12 protein-coding genes and 2 tRNA genes are annotated in these 14036 nt (G+C 69.1%); 10 read left to right on the top strand and 4 right to left on the bottom strand.

Annotated features, from left to right (window positions below; genetic code table 11):
- Window positions 1-96 precede the first annotated feature (96 nt).
- The 3 genes from AA0005_RS00955 to AA0005_RS00945 all read left to right on the top strand — a co-directional run bounded on the left by AA0005_RS00955 (window position 97) and on the right by AA0005_RS00945 (window position 3478).
- Window positions 97-1476 (top strand): ABC transporter substrate-binding protein, encoded by a 1380-nt coding sequence (locus tag AA0005_RS00955; RefSeq protein WP_413451564.1) that lies wholly within the window; start codon window positions 97-99, stop codon window positions 1474-1476.
- A 62-nt stretch (window positions 1477-1538) separates the two neighbouring features.
- Window positions 1539-2534, top strand: coding sequence for a carbohydrate ABC transporter permease (locus AA0005_RS00950; RefSeq protein ID WP_413453042.1), 996 nt, complete (start codon window positions 1539-1541; stop codon window positions 2532-2534).
- Entirely contained in the window at window positions 2531-3478 is a 948-nt protein-coding gene (locus AA0005_RS00945; protein ID WP_413451563.1) for a carbohydrate ABC transporter permease, read from the top strand. The genes AA0005_RS00950 and AA0005_RS00945 overlap by 4 nt, the downstream gene beginning before the upstream one ends.
- A gap of 67 nt (window positions 3479-3545) precedes the next feature.
- Here the strand turns inward: AA0005_RS00945 and AA0005_RS00940 are convergent, their stop codons facing one another.
- Window positions 3546-4511 carry an NAD(P)H-quinone oxidoreductase gene (locus AA0005_RS00940; RefSeq protein ID WP_413451562.1) on the bottom strand — a complete coding sequence of 322 codons (966 nt, stop codon included), beginning with the start codon at window positions 4509-4511 and terminating at the stop codon, window positions 3546-3548.
- Between the two features lie 76 nt (window positions 4512-4587).
- Here AA0005_RS00940 and AA0005_RS00935 point away from each other — a divergent pair.
- Window positions 4588-4672: transfer RNA gene (locus AA0005_RS00935), tRNA-Ser, on the top strand.
- A 306-nt stretch (window positions 4673-4978) separates the two neighbouring features.
- Here AA0005_RS00935 and AA0005_RS00930 read toward each other — a convergent pair.
- From AA0005_RS00930 to AA0005_RS00920, 3 genes are all read right to left on the bottom strand, one after another.
- Window positions 4979-6394, bottom strand: coding sequence for a pentapeptide repeat-containing protein (locus AA0005_RS00930; RefSeq protein ID WP_413451561.1), 1416 nt, complete (start codon window positions 6392-6394; stop codon window positions 4979-4981).
- A gap of 468 nt (window positions 6395-6862) precedes the next feature.
- Window positions 6863-7447: a PepSY domain-containing protein gene (locus tag AA0005_RS00925; RefSeq protein ID WP_413451560.1), complete on the bottom strand. Its 585-nt coding sequence runs from the start codon at window positions 7445-7447 to the stop codon at window positions 6863-6865.
- A gap of 47 nt (window positions 7448-7494) precedes the next feature.
- Entirely contained in the window at window positions 7495-7674 is a 180-nt protein-coding gene (locus AA0005_RS00920) for a hypothetical protein (protein WP_413451559.1), read from the bottom strand.
- Between the two features lie 80 nt (window positions 7675-7754).
- On the opposite strand from AA0005_RS00920, the gene AA0005_RS00915 reads away from it, so the two are divergent.
- The 6 genes from AA0005_RS00915 (at window position 7755) to AA0005_RS00890 (ending at window position 13969) form a co-directional block, all read left to right on the top strand.
- Complete coding sequence (locus tag AA0005_RS00915; RefSeq protein ID WP_413451558.1) at window positions 7755-9005, top strand: threonine/serine ThrE exporter family protein; 1251 nt, start codon at window positions 7755-7757, stop codon at window positions 9003-9005.
- Between the two features lie 60 nt (window positions 9006-9065).
- Window positions 9066-9154 (top strand) — tRNA-Ser (locus AA0005_RS00910).
- A gap of 140 nt (window positions 9155-9294) precedes the next feature.
- Window positions 9295-11751: a molybdopterin oxidoreductase family protein gene (locus AA0005_RS00905; RefSeq protein WP_413451557.1), complete on the top strand. Its 2457-nt coding sequence runs from the start codon at window positions 9295-9297 to the stop codon at window positions 11749-11751.
- Entirely contained in the window at window positions 11748-12230 is a 483-nt protein-coding gene (locus tag AA0005_RS00900) for a hypothetical protein (protein ID WP_413451556.1), read from the top strand. The genes AA0005_RS00905 and AA0005_RS00900 overlap by 4 nt, the downstream gene beginning before the upstream one ends.
- A complete protein-coding gene (locus AA0005_RS00895) occupies window positions 12227-12892 on the top strand; it encodes a hypothetical protein (protein ID WP_413451555.1) in 666 nt (221 codons plus the stop codon). Before AA0005_RS00900 ends, AA0005_RS00895 begins: the two co-directional genes overlap by 4 nt.
- Window positions 12893-12997: 105 nt before the next feature.
- Complete coding sequence (locus AA0005_RS00890; protein WP_413451554.1) at window positions 12998-13969, top strand: HNH endonuclease; 972 nt, start codon at window positions 12998-13000, stop codon at window positions 13967-13969.
- The last annotated feature ends 67 nt before the right edge of the window (window positions 13970-14036 follow it).

Here is a 14036-nt window from a genome sequence, read left to right as displayed (position 1 = left end):
CGTTTTCTGGGCTGAAAGCCTTGCAGAAAGACGACATCAGCGATTGATTGGAGACGGCGCAAGCGCGCCCTTTTCCGACGACGGTGGAGGAAATCGATGACGATTCGGACGCAGCGACGTGCCGGGGCGATGGTGGCGGGGGCCGCGACCCTGGGACTGTTCCTGGCCGCGTGTGGCGGCGCGGACGACCTCGGCGGGGGCGGGGGAGGTGGCGGTGACGACACCGCCACGGGGGCCGACTGCTCGGCCTTCGAGGAGTACGGCACCTTCGAGGGGGAGAGCGTCACGCTCTTCACCTCCATCCGTGAGGTCGAGGCCGACCAGATGCAGGACTCCTTCGAGGAGTTCAGCGAGTGCACCGGGATCGAGGTCGTCCACAACGGCTCGGGCGAGTTCGAGCAGCAGCTCGTCGTCCAGGCCGAGGGTGGCAACGCCCCGGACCTCGCGGCCATCCCGCAGCCCGGCCTGCTCCAGCGCATGGTCGCCGACGGGCACGTCCTGCCGGCGCCCGATGCCGTCGAGGCGAACGTCGACGAGGGCTGGACCGAGGACTGGAAGGCCTACGGCACCGTCGACGGCGAGTTCTACGCCTCCCCGATGCTCTCCTCGGTCAAGTCCTTCGTGTGGTACTCGCCGTCCCTCTTCGAGGAGAACGGCTACGAGATCCCCGAGACGTGGGACGACCTCATGACCCTGACCGAGCAGATCGCCACCGATCACGGCTCGGACACCGTCAAGCCCTGGTGCGCGGGCATCGAGTCCGGCGGCGCCACCGGCTGGCCCGCCACCGACTGGATCGAGGACCTCGTCCTGCGGACCGGCGGCGGTGACGTCTACGACCAGTGGGTCTCGCACGAGATCCCCTTCAACGACCCGCAGATCGCCGAGGCCGTCGACATGGCCGGCGCGATTCTCAAGAACGACGACTACGTCAACGGTGGCATCGGCGACGCCCGCTCCATCGCGACGACGTCCTTCAACGACGGCGGCCTGCCGATCCTCGACGGCAACTGCTTCCTCCACCGCCAGGCCTCCTTCTACGAGGCCCAGTGGCCCGAGGGCACCGACGTCAGCCCCGAGGGTGAGGCCTTCGCCTTCCCGCTGCCCGGCGAGACCGCCGGTGAGGTCCCGCTCCTCGTGGGTGGCGAGTTCGTCGCGGCCTTCAACGACCGTGAGGCCACCCAGGCCGTGCAGACGTTCATGTCCTCCGCCGAGTGGGCCAACACCCGCGTCGAGATCGGCGGCGTGACCTCCGCGAACCTCGGGGTGGACCCGGAGCTCGCCACGTCCGACGTGCTGCGTCAGGCCATCGAGCTCTTCCAGCAGGAGGGTGCGGTCGTCCGCTTCGACGGCTCCGACCTCATGCCCTCCGAGGTGGGCGCCGGTGCCTTCTGGACCGGGATGGTCGACTGGATCAACGGCAGCGACACCCAGTCGGTGCTCGACGGCATCGAGGCCGCCTGGCCTGCGAGCTGACGAACGACACGGGGGGCGGGGGCACGGCGCTGCCGGGTCCCCGCCCCGGTCGTTGACGGGAGCTGATCACCGTGGACTTCTTCCTCTACTCCAAGTTCGGCCAGATGATCCTGGCCGTCGTCGCCTTCCTCGCCGTCGTCGCCGTCATCCTGCTCCTTGCCCGCGTGGCCGACCGCTTCGCGGGCCGCTCGCGGACCTGGTGGATGGTGCTGCTCTTCGGCGGCCCCGCCCTGCTGCTGCTCGGCGTCGGCCTCATCTACCCGGCCATCCGCACGACGATCATGTCCTTCATGGACCGGACCAGCGAGAACGCGGTCGGGTTCGCGAACTACGAGTGGGTCTTCACCAACCCCGACTCGCTGCAGGCCTTCATCAACACCTTCTGGTGGGTGGTGCTCGTGCCGACCGTCGCCACCGGCGTCGGTCTGCTCTACGCGATCATCATCGACCAGTCGCGCTTCGAGAAGGTCGCCAAGACCCTGCTCTTCATGCCGATGGCGATCTCCTTCGTGGGGGCGGGCATCATCTGGAAGTTCGTCTACGAGTACCGCGGCGCCGCCCAGGAGCAGATCGGCCTGCTCAACGCGATCATCGTGGGGCTCGGCTTCGAGCCGCTGCGCTTCCTGCAGGACTCGCCGTGGAACACCTTCTTCCTCATCGCGGTGATGATCTGGATCCAGGCCGGTTTCGCGATGGTCCTGCTCTCGGCGGCGATCAAGGCCATCCCCGCCGACATCGTCGAGGCCGCGCGGCTGGACGGCGTGAGCGCCTGGCAGATGTTCCGCAGCATCACGGTGCCGAGCGTGCGGCCCACGCTCGTCGTCGTCGTCACGACGATCACGATCGCGACGCTGAAGATCTTCGACATCCCGCGCACCATGACGGGCGCGCGCTTCGACACCCAGGTGCTGGCGAACATGATGTACGACCAGTCCTTCACCTTCGGCAACGCGGGGACCGGCTCGGCGCTCGCCGTCGTCATCTTCGTCCTCGTCATCCCCATCGTCGTCTTCAACGTCCGACAGATGATCAAGAACCGGGAGGTACGGGGAGCATGAGCGTCACACCTGCCAACCCGGCGATCACCGAGGCGGGGCGTGCTCGCTCGCTGCCGGACCCGATGAAGGCGCAGCCGGCGGCCACCCGCGCCAAGGCGATGCTCACCTCCCGGGTGGGCTCCGTCGTCGCCATTGTCATCGCGCTGCTGTGGACCGTCCCGATCATCGGGATGCTGCTCAGCTCGGTGCGCCCGGAGGCCGACATCCGCACCTCGGGGTGGTGGACCTTCTTCACGAACCCGAGCTTCACGCTGGAGAACTACCAGGAGGTGCTCTTCGGGCGGGCATCGTCCGGCGCGCTGTCGAACTTCTTCGTCAACTCGGTGGTCATCACCGTGCCGTCGACGATCATCCCGCTCGTCGTCGCGACAATGGCGGCCTACGCCTTCTCGGTGCTGCAGTGGAGGGGTCGGGACACCGTCTTCATCGCCGTCTTCGCGCTGCAGATCGTCCCGCTGCAGATGGCGCTCATCCCGCTGCTGCGGATCTTCTCCGGCTCGGCGATCGGCGAGATGTTCCCCTACCTCGCCGTGTGGTTCGCCCACGCGTGCTTCGCGATGCCGTTGGCGACCTTCCTGCTCCACAACTTCATGTCGGAGATCCCGCGCGAGCTCATCGAGGCGGCCCGGGTGGACGGCGCGGGGCACGTCACCGTGTTCCTGCGGGTCATGCTCCCGCTGCTCGTGCCGGCGATCGCGAGTTTCGCGATCTTCCAGTTCCTCTGGGTGTGGAACGACCTCCTCGTCGGCCTCACCTTCACCGGCGGCAACAACGCCGTCCAGCCGCTGACGGCGCGGCTGGCGGAGATGGCCGGCTCGCGCGGCCAGGACTGGCACCTGCTCACCGCGGGCGCCTTCGTCTCGATCATCGTGCCGATCATCGTGTTCCTGGCGCTGCAGAAGTACTTCGTCCGCGGCCTGCTCGCCGGCTCCGTCAAGGGTTAGCGAAACAAGTCGGCTGTCGGCGGGCTCCCCCTCCCGCCGACAGCAGACTTGTTCCCGGCGGCGGTGGTCAGGTGACGAGCAGGAGCTTGCCGAAGACCTTGCCTGAGTCGAAGACCTCGTGGGCCCGCTCGGCCTGCGCGAGCGGCAGGCGGTCGTGGACGACAGCGCGCAGGCGGCCGTCGTCGAGCATCGGCCACACCCGCTCGCGGACCGCCGTCACGATCGCGGCCTTCTCCCCGAGCGGCCGGGCTCGCAGCGTGGTGCCGTGGACGCTGGCGCGCTTGCGCATGAGCGCCATGAGGTCGATCTCCCCGCGCGTGCCACGCTGCGTGCCGATGACGACGAGCCGGCCACCCGTGGCGAGCATGGCGATGTTGTCGGCGAGGCCGCCGGCGCCGAGGACGTCGAGGATGACGTCGGCGCCCGTCCCGCCGGTCGCCTCCTCCACCGCCGCGGGCACGTCCCCGTGGTAGTCGATGGCGACGTCGGCGCCCAGCTCCTCGCAACGGGCGGCCCGCTCCGGGCCGCCCGCCGTCGTGAGGACGCGCGCGCCAAGGGCACGGCTCAGCTGGATGGCCGCCGAGCCCACCCCGCCGGAGCCGCCGTGGATGAGCACGGTCTGCCCGGCCCGCAGCCCGCCGACGTCGACGAGGTTGGACCACGCCGTGCACACAGCCTCGGGCAGGGCAGCGGCGTCGACGAGGTCGAAGCCGGCGGGCGCGGGCAGCAGCTGCCCGGCCGGGACGGCCACCCGCTCGGCGTATCCGCCGCCGGCGAGGAGGGCGCACACGCGGTCGCCGACCTGCCAGCCGGTCACGCCCTCGCCGAGCTCGCTGATGGTCCCGGAGACCTCGAGGCCGATGATGTCGCTGGCCCCGGGCGGCGGCGGGTAGTGGCCCGCGCGCTGCAGGACGTCGGCGCGGTTGATGCCGGCGGCAGCGACGTCGACGAGGACCTCACCGTGGCCCGGTGAGGGGTCGGGTACCTCGGTGAGCTCGAGACGGGAGTCGTTGGAGACGGTGATGGCTCGCATGCCTCATGCCTACCGCAGGACGCCCGCGCGCGCTGCGTAGACTGGGGCCGCCGTGGCGCCGAGAGGCCCGCGGCAGGGAGGGCTGACAGAGCGGCCGAATGTGACGGTCTTGAAAACCGTTGTGGGGCAACCCACCAAGGGTTCGAATCCCTTGCCCTCCGCCTGTAGTGCGCTTCCGCCCCGCGCGCGTTTGCGTCGTACCTTCCGCTCTTGGGGCGCACTTCCCAACGCCTCGCCAGGTGCGGAAAGGGCGACCCAAGCCCGGCGGCGTCGGCGCCGGAGCTACAGCACCTCGCCCGTCGTCGCGTCGACACGGTCGCGATCGCGAACATCCTGTTCGCTCACGGCTCGGTCGCTCGCCGGGCGATGCCATCGGAATGCGACCTACGAGACCCGAGGGCTAGACACATGCCAACGGCAGGAGCCTGCTCACAGGTTGGCCCTGCGATCGATGGAGCACATGCAGGTCAATCACCCTCGATTGGTGCGAACCCCGCAGGGAGCTGGATAACTGTAGACGGTAGTGTAGAAGCGGAAACTGCGAGGGTGCCCTCAGGATAAGTGCCGTCAGTAAAGTCGACTACGCCGCGAGAAAGGGTAGCGCCCGAGAAGGTCGTTAGGCCTCCCGAGGACCGTGAGCCGCGTAGGGAGATCGTTGCGCCGTCAAAGCGAGCCTGATCGAAGATGAGCCTTCCGTCAGAGATCTCTGCATCCTCCAACGATATAGTGCCGTTCGAGAACTCGCATGCGTAAAAGCTAAGCATGCCACGCAATTTTGCGTCGACAAATCTAACTCGCGAGCCGGTGAAGCGTGCCATGAGGAAGTGAAGGCCGGACGAGATGTCGGGCTTCTCGAAGATCAGTTCACCGCCGGAGAACGTCGATTGAGCGAAGCTGACCTCGCCTTTCGAAACGTCAGGGCCTGCAAACTTGACCCTCCCGTTACTGAAGTGGGCGCCAGCGAACAGCAGGTCGGCGCCCAGGAAATCCGCGCCGATGAATACGTCGGTGCCGGAGAAGTGAGCCCCGTTGAAAGAGATTCTCCCGGCCTCTAGGCTGATACCAGCGAACGATAGTTCACCGTTTGAGAGGGTGACACCGTCGAAAGATACTCGAGCGCCCGTAAATTCTGCAAAACCGAACGAGATTCGAGCGCCAGAGAAGTGCGCCTCGTTGAAGCTCACTAAGCCGTCCGAGAAGACGGCGTCGTCAAACGAAGTGCTGCCTGTAGGGAAGGTTGCTCGCTCAAACGAGACTCTCCCGGCGAAGTGTGCGCCTGAGAAGTCGGCAGCGTCGAATGTGGCCTCCGTAAAGTCGAGAGAATATCCTCGCCATGAGATTGGTGCCCCTTCTCGGAGGCGATCGCGAAAAACTCGTACGATAGTCGCGCGCACTTCACGGTCGAAAGGACGTAGGACGTAGCGGCGTTGCTCTGAGCGAGAGCCTGTCGCCCCTGGCCATGTCGCCTCCTGGACGACCTCACTGACCGCCATGTCGCGACTCGCGGGGGCGTAAGGAAGACGCATGTATCCGCACAGGACGTCGATGACCTGTTGTCGATGCTGCGCATACTCGTCCGCAAGGGCCGACATTGCGAACACTCCCGCTATGCGAACTGCGGGTGCTGTGTGGCCTAGTTGATCCGCTGCCGCGCCAAATCGCTCGACGAATGCCGAGTTTTCGGCAAGAGTCTGTTTGCGGTAGTTTACGACCAGGAGTATCACCGCGCTTATAACTGTCGCAACACCAAAAGCGTATGTAAGTCTCTGGGACCATGTAAGCGTTCCTACGCCGAGTTTGGCCCAGCCGTTGCGCCAAGGTTGTCCGAGCAGGTATAGCGTGGCGACGCTCAAAGACAGGACGATTACGAGCGTGTAGAGCACCGCCCAAATCAGTGGGCGGGGTGAATGGTGGTGTTTTGCGTGTGAGTGTTTTAGTGGCTGGCTCCTAGATTGGCGCTGGAGGCCTTCAGATTCGAACGATGGGAACGTGTTGCGATGCATGGCGCGCATTTGCTGCTTGAAAGGCACCGTTCGCTTCACGCGCAACTTCCAGCGAGTCATGAGCACGACCTCTCTATGTAGAGTCGTCATGCTAGCGGCGGTGCTTCAGCGGCCTACGGCACTGATGTGTTCGTATCGCTTCCAGCGGTTCGTGGGTCGAACCGCCCAGGCGCCGCGCGATGCCTACGGTCGCTCGACGCAGACGTGGGTGTACGCGCCGCCGTGACGAACTCTGTACCGGGACGTCGGCCCATGTCGTGGATTGGAGCTGCAGTCCAGTTTGGCTACGAGCTCAGCGGAGGCGAGGACGTCCACACGGGTACTGGCGACGCCATCCGCCCGCCGTCGCTACAGCAGCTCGCCCGTCGTCGCGTCGACGCGCACGTCGGTCGTGGCGCCGTCAGTCGTGCGCATCTCGATGTCCCACACGAGCGTGCCGTCGTCCTCGTCGAGGTCGACCTCCTCGACGGAGCCGCCGGTCTCGGCCACGGCGGTGGTCGCCGCCTCCGGGGCGGAGACGGACACCCGGTCGAGCTCGCTGCGGTCCTCGTCGTCGAGCGACTCGCGGTCGCCCTCGCGGACCACGGCGTTGCCGTCCAGGGACACGAACACCTCGACGTCCTCGTCCCCGACGGCGACCGACACCTCCCACAGCTCCTCACCGTCGTCGTCGCTGCGGTCGACGGCGAAGGCGACCCCGCCGAGCTCGTCGGCCGCGGTGCTCAGGGCGGTCGTGGCGCCGTCCTCACCGGGGACGGGCTCGGGCGAGCCCTCCTCGCCGGGGGTGAACTCGGGGTTGTCGGGCTCGCGGTCGGTGATGATCGCGTCGTCGGTGGTCGCGTCGCCCGCGGGTGGGTCGTCGTCGCTGGTGCAGCCGACGACGAGCCCCGCGGTGAGGGCGAGAACAGCGGTGGTGCGGACTAGACGCCTCATGCGGTCCAGCGTCCCAGCGGGGTGCGTGACCCGCACCCGGGGAGGGGTCAGCGGCGGTCGCTGTTCAGCCAGGAGCGCAGGGCGAGGTAGAGGACCAGCGCGACGCCGGCCACGACGACCAGCCGCACGAGGAACCACACCGCGCTGAAGAGGAAGCCCACGAGCCACCAGGCGATGACGACGGCAGCGACGACGAGGAGGATCGTCAGGAGGTCGTTGCGGCGCATGACGGCAGTCTCGCACGGGCCGGGTGGCCGTGGGGCGGACGGCCCGTGGCGCCGTCGTCGTCGCCCGGCATGATGGGCGGGTGCAGGACGCTCCCGACCACTCCCTCGTGCGCAGATCGGCGGCCGTCCTGCGGCTCGGCTCGCTGCTGCTGGCCGCCGGCGCCGGTTCTTACCGGGTCAAGGACTCGATGCGGCGGGCGGCCGTGGCCCTGGGGCTGCACCAGCACCGCGCACAGGTGACGCTCACCGAGATCACGACCACCGCCCGCGACGGTGACCAGGTGCGCACCGAGGTGACCGAGCAGCGCGAGGTCGGGGTCAACGCGGACCGGATCGACGCGCTCGCCGGGGTGGTCGAAGGGCTGCGCCCGGGCATGCCCGTCGCGGCGCTCGAGGCGGAGCTGGAGCGGGCGGAGCGCACGCCCCCGCGCTACGGGGCGGTGCTCAACGCGCTCGCCGTCGCGCTCGCCTGCGCGGCCTTCGCCTTCCTCAACGACGGCGGGCCGATCGTCTGCGCGGCCGTGCTCGTTGCCGCGGGGCTGGGTCAGACGGTGCGCCGCCGGCTGCAGCACGCCCGGCTCAACAAGTTCGCGATCACCGCGCTCTCGGCGGCACTGTCGAGCAGCGTGTACGTCGGGATCGTCCTCGGCCTCGAGGGGCTCGGGTTCGCCGACGCCTCCCACGAGGCCGGTCTCATCTCCGCCGTCCTCTACCTCGTGCCCGGCTTCCCGCTCGTCACGGGGGTGCTCGACCTCGTCCGCATGGACCTGTCCGCCGGCGTCGCACGGCTCGCGTACGTCACCGTCACCCTCCTGTCGGCCGGGATGAGTGTGTGGGCGGTGTCGTGGGTGGCCGCCCTCGAGCTCGACGGGACGCCGACGACGGCGCTCACCGGGCCGGTCCTCCTCGCCCTGCGGGTGGTGGCCAGCGCCGTCGCGGCGGCGGGGTTCGCGATGCTCTTCAACTCCACGCCGCGCGCGGCCTGCGTCGCGGCGCTCATCGGCGGGGTGGCGAACCCGGCGCGGATCTACCTCGTCGAGGCGGGTGTCGCGCCGCAGGCCGCCTCGCTCGCCGCGGCCTGCGTCATCGGCCTCCTCGCGGCGCTCGCGGCCTCCCGCGGGCGCGCCTCACGGGTGACGCTCTCGGTGCCCGCCGTCGTCATCATGGTGCCCGGGACGATGATCTACCGGTCCCTCGTCCACCTCAACGAGGGCGAGGTCGCGCAGGCGCTGGGCAACGGTGTCGAGGCGACGTTCGTCGTCATGGGGCTGGGCGTGGGGCTCGCAGTGGCCCGCATGCTCACCGACCGGAACTGGGCCTTCGACCGCTGACGACGACGGCGCTTTGGACGCGCGCGCGTCTCCAGGTATCTTGGGGGGCGCATGACCCTTGGAGACGTCGCATAGTCAGGTCTAGTGCGCGGCCCTGCTAAGGCCGTGACGGGGCAACCCGTCCGTGGGTTCAAATCCCACCGTCTCCGCTCATGTCCCGAGGGGCCCGGAACCGCGATGTGATCGCGTCCGGGCCCTTCGTGCTTCGTGCGCCCCGGTCGCCTCACCGGGTTGCGGGGCCCCCGGCGGAGGGCTTGGCTGGCTCGGGACGAGTGCGCGGAGGTGGATGGTGACATCGACGGACCGGATCGCCGAGATCTGGGGGACACGGACGCCGTACGGAGCGGGGGAGACCTGGCCGCAGCGCGTCGACACCCGGCTGGCCGAGGGCCTCGTTCCCGACGACGTGGACCGCTGGGTCCCCAGCGCCTCCCTCCTCCACTCCAACGGCGACGCCATGGACATCGCGGTCAAGGACGGCCGCATCGTCGGCGTCCGGGGCCGCGCTCACGACCGCGTCAACCACGGGCGTCTGGGCCCCAAGGACCTCTTCGGCTGGCAGGCCAACGCCTCCCCCGACCGGCTCACCCGGCCACTGGTGCGCCGCGACGGCGAGCTCGTGGAGTGCAGCTGGGAGGAGGCGATGGAGCAGGTCGTCGGGCGGACCAGGGAGCTGCTGGACGAGCAGGGTTCTAGCGCCGTCGGCTTCTACACCACGGGCCAGCTCTTCCTCGAGGAGTACTACACGCTCGGGCTTATCGCCCACGGGGGCATCGGCACCAACCACGTCGACGGCAACACCCGGTTGTGCACCGCGACGGCCGCGGCCGCGCTCAAGGAGTCCTTCGGCAGCGACGGGCAGCCCGGCTCGTACACGGACGTCGACCACGCCGACGTCATCGCCCTGTACGGGCACAACATGGCCGAGACGCAGACGGTCCTGTGGAGCCGCGTGCTGGACCGGCTCGCCGGGCCGAACCCGCCACAGATCGTCTGCGTCGACCCGCGGCCCACGCCGGTCGCCCGGGCCGCGACCGTCCACCTCGCGCCCCGCCCGGGCACCAACGTGGCGCTGATGAACGGGCTGCTCCACGAGATCGTCGCCAACGGGTGGGTGGACGAGGCGTACGTCGCGGCGCACGCCGTCGGCTACGAGGAGCTCGCCACCCGGGTGCGGGAGTACCCGCCTGAGGAGGTCGCGCGGATCTGCGACGTGCCCGTGGGCGACCTCCGGCGAGCAGCCCGGATCATCGGGACCGCCGAGCGGCTGCTCTCGACGGTCCTCCAGGGCTTCTACCAGTCCCACCAGGCCACCGCGGCCGCCGTCCAGGTCAACAACGTGCACATCCTGCGCGGGATGCTCGGCCGTCCCGGCTGCGGGGTCCTGCAGATGAACGGCCAGCCCAGCGCCGAGAACACCAGGGAGGCCGGTGCCGACGGCGACCTGCCCGGCTTCCGGAACTGGTCGAACGACGAGCACGTCAAGGACCTTGCGCGGGTGTGGAACGTCGACCCGCTGGCCATCCCGCACTACTCCCCGCCCACCCACGCGATGCAGATGATCCGGTACGCCGAGGAGGGCACCATCCGGATGCTGTGGGTGCAGGGCACCAACCCGGCGGTGTCGCTGCCGGAGCTGGGGCGGGTCCGGTCGGTCCTGGCCCAGGAGCGGCTCTTCCTCGTCGTCCAGGACATCTTCCTGTCCGAGACCGCCCAGCTCGCCGACGTCGTCCTCCCTGCCGCGACCTGGGGCGAGAAGACCGGCACCTTCACCAACGCCGACAGGACCGTCCACCTCTCGGAGAAGGCGGTGGACCCACCCGGTGAGGCGCGCCCGGACCTCGACATCTTCATCGACTTCGCCCACCGGCTCGGTCTGCGGGACAAGGACGGCGCCCCCCTTGTGAAGTGGACCGACGCCGAGGGGGCCTTCGAGGGGTGGAAGGAGTGCAGCCGTGGCCGGCCCTGCGACTACACCGGTCTGACCTACGACAAGCTTCGTGCGCGCGGCGGCATCCAGTGGCCCTGCACCGACGATCAGCCTGACGGCACCGAGCGCATCTACACCGATGGACAGTTCTGGTCCGCCCCGGACTACTGCGAGAGCTACGGCCGCGACCTGGTCACCGGTGCACCGCTCGAGCCGACCGAGTACGCGGCGCTCAACCCGGACGGCAGGGCGATCCTCAAGGCGGCGGCCTACTTCCCACCCCACGAGGAACCGAGCGAGGAGTTCCCCCTCTCCCTCATCACGGGCCGCACCGTCTACCACTTCCACACGCGGACGAAGACGGGCCGGGCGCCACAGCTCCAGGCGGCCGCACCCGAGGTGTGGATGGAGCTCTCCGCCGCGGACGCCGCCGCGCTCGACGTGGCTGAGGGCGACCTCGCGGAGGTCACCACTCCCCGCGGCTCGGTCAAGGCCCGCGTGCGCGTCACCGACATCCGGGACGGCGTCGTCTTCCTCCCGTTCCACTACGGCTACTGGGACACCGACGACGGTGACGAGCCCGACGGCGCAGGCCGCGCCGCCAACGAGCTCACCGTCACCGACTGGGACCCGGCGTCGAAGCAGCCGATCTTCAAGACGGCGGCCGCGCGCGTGCGCAAGCTCCGGCACGGTGACGGGGCGCCCGCCCCGGCACCGACGACGGCGGCCTCCGCACCTCTGGCGGTCGGCGTGCGCCCGACTGCCGGAGCGGTGGCCGGGACGGCCGACGAGGACCTGACGGGAGGCTCACGATGAAGATCGGCCTGGCCCTGCGCGAGCTCCACCGCTCGGAGAACGACCTCGCGCACGAGCTCTTCCAGGTCTCCGAGCGGCACAAGGTGGACCACGAGATCTTCTACGTCGCCCGTGACCTTGCTGTGTGGTCGCAGCGTCACGTGCGCGAGATCGCGGCCATCGCCGAGCAGTTCGACGAGCACCTCGACCGCGAGCCCGAGGGCGAGTTCGGGCTCATGGAGCGGATCCGGGACAAGGGCAGCGAGCTCGTCGGCCGCGCCAGGACGCCGGGACTCCTCATGCTGCGCGACCTGCGCGGCATCTACATGAAGGCGGCCGGGGTGTCGGTCGACTGGGAGCTCCTGGCGCAGGCCGCCCAGGGCATCCGCCGCAGGGACCTCATGACGCTCGCCGAGGAGTGCCACCCCGACACGCTGCGCCAGATGCGCTGGGCCAACTCCCAGCTCAAGGTCCAGGCGACCCAGGTGCTCGTCACGTGAGCGCAGACCCGGGCGCCACGCGGGTGGTCCTCCGCCCCATGGGCACCCCGCTGCCCCTGGGCTTCCTCGGGCTGGTCGTGGCGACCGTGGGCTTCAGCGCGCTACAGCTCGGCTGGGTGGCCCCCGAGGAGGGCCGGAACATCGCGGTCGGTGTCCTCGCCCTCACCGTCCCGGTCCAGCTGATCTCCGCGGTGTACGGCTTCCTCGCCCGTGACCCTGTGGCCGGCACCGGGATGGCCACGCTGGCTGGCACCTGGGCGGCCGCCGGCCTGGTGACCGCGCTGTCACCCCCGGGGGCGTCCTCACCGGGCCTCGGCGTCCTCTTCCTCGCCGCGGCAGCGGTGATGCTCGTGCCCGCGGTGGCGGGCCTGTCGAAGCTCGTCGCCGCCGCGGTCATGGGCCTCACCTCGGTGCGGTTCGCACTCACCGGTCTCGCGGAGCTCACCGGCGGCAGCTCCTGGACGACGGCGGCCGGCACCGCGGGTCTGGTCCTCGCGGCTGCAGCGCTCTACGCCGCCCTGGCCTTCGAGCTCGAGGACACCCACCACCGCACGATCCTGCCGACGGGCCGGCGCGGGAGCGGAGCGGACACGATGACCGGGAACGCCCACGACGAGCTCGGAACGGTCATCCACGAGGCGGGCGTCCGCAAACAGCTGTGAAGCGAGCGCCTTTCACTGCGATTCGTGCTCGTGCGCTCCTTGTCGACATGAGCATTCGTGTGGTGAGCTCATCGCATGCAGATGTCGCCACCTCGGCCAGCGGGCGTGGCGACATTCTGGAGCTGCTTCACCCGGCAGTTCAGTGATCCGTTCGCGAACATCTACGGGGATGTCATCGGCGAGCGGTACGATTTCGATTCCCGTGTTCCGAACTCGCGCCAGATCCGCCAGGGCGATGTCCTCGTCATGCGCGACGAGCACCTCGTCTACGGCTGGGGAGTCGTCTCAGCTGTGACGGCACGGGCAGGTGTCAAGGAAGCGCGTGCGTGCGAGCGCTGCGGCTCCACCTCGAAGTGGACCGAACGGAAGACCCTGTCCCCACGGTTCCGTTGCAGCCGGTGCGGTCATGAATCGGACATCCTCATTCCCGTCCAGGTCGACGTGACGGAGTTCTCCGCCTACTACGGAGACAACTGGATCGAGTTCGGTGCGCCGGTACCGGTGCGGGACCTCCGCCCGATCTTCGCGATGAAGGACCAGCAGAACGCGATCCGCCGTCTGGACCCGACGGCGGCGCGAGCGTACATCGATATCCACCAAGGTGTGCCGACCGACCTTGTCGTCGAGTTCGACGACCCGGGTGAGTGGGTGCGTCAGGGCGGGCTGCGCGAGACCCGGGTTCGGGTGCGCCGGTTCCAGGACGAGTTCCGCGGAAAGCTGCTCGACCGCTTCGGCGAGATGTGCGCGGTGACCGGGCGACAGCCGCGTGAGGTCCTCGACGCTGCACACCTGTACTCCTACGCCGCCCGGCCCGTCCACGAGGAGCGGGGCGGTCTGCTGCTCCGCAAGGACGTCCACCGGCTCTTCGACTCGATGCTCCTACTCGTCGATCCCGACAAGGCACGGACGCACGTCGCCCCTGCCCTGCTCGACAGGTACCCCTCCCTCGAGCCGCTGGACGGGCAGCGCCTGCACGTCCCGCGCGAGCGCATGCCGAGGCCGGAACTCCTCGCCTCTCATGCCGAGGCGGCCCGGGAGCGTTGGAGCACGCTCAAGAAGGATCTCGCCGGCCGCTGATCCGTTCATCCAGCGGTCACACACAGTCCACCCCACGGTCGTCCGGCCCCGCGAGCATGCCGCTCGG

The organism is Georgenia phoenicis (assembly GCF_047302425.1).
Classification (GTDB): Bacteria; Actinomycetota; Actinomycetes; order Actinomycetales; family Actinomycetaceae; genus Oceanitalea.
Note: the sequence above shows the minus strand (reverse complement) of the source record. Positions and strands in the feature narration are given on the sequence as shown.

What these genes read in the sequence shown, in the direction of transcription:
- AA0005_RS00955 (WP_413451564.1), top strand. Translation starts at nt 97, where the DNA reads ATGACGATTCGGACGCAGCGACGTGCCGGGGCGATGGTGGCGGGGGCC.
- AA0005_RS00945 (WP_413451563.1), top strand. Translation starts at nt 2,531, where the DNA reads ATGAGCGTCACACCTGCCAACCCGGCGATCACCGAGGCGGGGCGTGCT.
- AA0005_RS00940 (WP_413451562.1), bottom strand. Translation starts at nt 4,511, where the DNA reads ATGCGAGCCATCACCGTCTCCAACGACTCCCGTCTCGAGCTCACCGAG.
- AA0005_RS00925 (WP_413451560.1), bottom strand. Translation starts at nt 7,447, where the DNA reads ATGAGGCGTCTAGTCCGCACCACCGCTGTTCTCGCCCTCACCGCGGGG.
- AA0005_RS00920 (WP_413451559.1), bottom strand. Translation starts at nt 7,674, where the DNA reads ATGCGCCGCAACGACCTCCTGACGATCCTCCTCGTCGTCGCTGCCGTC.
- AA0005_RS00900 (WP_413451556.1), top strand. Translation starts at nt 11,748, where the DNA reads ATGAAGATCGGCCTGGCCCTGCGCGAGCTCCACCGCTCGGAGAACGAC.